Here is a 793-nt window from a genome sequence, read left to right as displayed (position 1 = left end):
ATCGGCAGGTGTTGGTTGATCCGCAAGGGCGGACGTTGACGGTGACGCCGGGCATGCAGGCGGTGGCGGAAATCAATCAGGGCAAGAGGACGGTGCTGGAATATCTGCTGTCGCCGGTGCAGAAGGCGCTCAATGAGGCGGGAAGGGAAAGATAATGCATGCTAAACGGCTGTAAAAATAAAAATGGTTTTCTATCAGAGATAATTTAGTTAAATTCATTTCGAAAGCAAAAAATGAAATTGGGATTTTATAGTTGGTTTATTGCAGTTTTATACGGACTGGTTTTTGTTCTTCCAGTAAAAATTAAAATTTGGAAAAAACATGGATTACAAATTGCATATCAGGACATGGTTAAGCTAGCCAATGAAGGGAATTTGGAAATAATTAAATTACGTAAGAGAACAAAAATAATGCTAGCAATTCTGGTGGGCGGCGTTCTTATAGAGATTAATTGGAGGTTATTTTAAATGAAAAGTTTGCGAAAGTATTTGAGCTCTCTTTTTGTTGGATTTTGCGTATCGTATGGCTTTACTAAATTGGCGGATTCACACTCAAGTCTAATTCGAACAATATATATATATTCGCATCCCATCGTAGTATTTTGCTTAGCCATATTAGCCCTATGCTTTACAGAGATTGGTTTAAAAATAGCAAATGTTGTTCAGATACTGCGTTCTCGCTTGTGCCCAGAAAGCGCTTGATGCGCAAATGCTGCTTGATCCACTTAAAAAACAATTCCACCTGCCAGCGGCTCTTGTACAGCGCGGCGATGATCAACGCGGGCAAGCTCGTA

1 protein-coding gene and 1 pseudogene are annotated in these 793 nt (G+C 40.7%); one reads left to right on the top strand and one right to left on the bottom strand.

The window, feature by feature from the left end; translation table 11 throughout:
• Positions 1–233 precede the first annotated feature (233 nt).
• A complete protein-coding gene (locus EO766_RS18305) occupies positions 234–467 on the top strand; it encodes a hypothetical protein (RefSeq protein WP_287101825.1) in 234 nt (77 codons plus the stop codon).
• A 190-nt stretch (positions 468–657) separates the two neighbouring features.
• On the opposite strand, the pseudogene EO766_RS18300 reads toward EO766_RS18305, so the two are convergent.
• Positions 658–793 (bottom strand): annotated as a pseudogene (locus tag EO766_RS18300) (transposase); the annotation flags it as partial.

Origin of the sequence: Hydrotalea sp. AMD (genome assembly GCF_004100315.1) — a bacterium.
GTDB lineage: Bacteria > Bacteroidota > Bacteroidia > Chitinophagales > Chitinophagaceae > Hydrotalea > Hydrotalea flava.
This window is presented reverse-complemented; position numbering and strand designations above follow the sequence as displayed.

Bases quoted from the DNA above. Each gene is read 5' to 3' on its own strand.
- EO766_RS18305 (WP_287101825.1), top strand. From the start codon at position 234: ATGAAATTGGGATTTTATAGTTGGTTTATTGCAGTTTTATACGGACTG.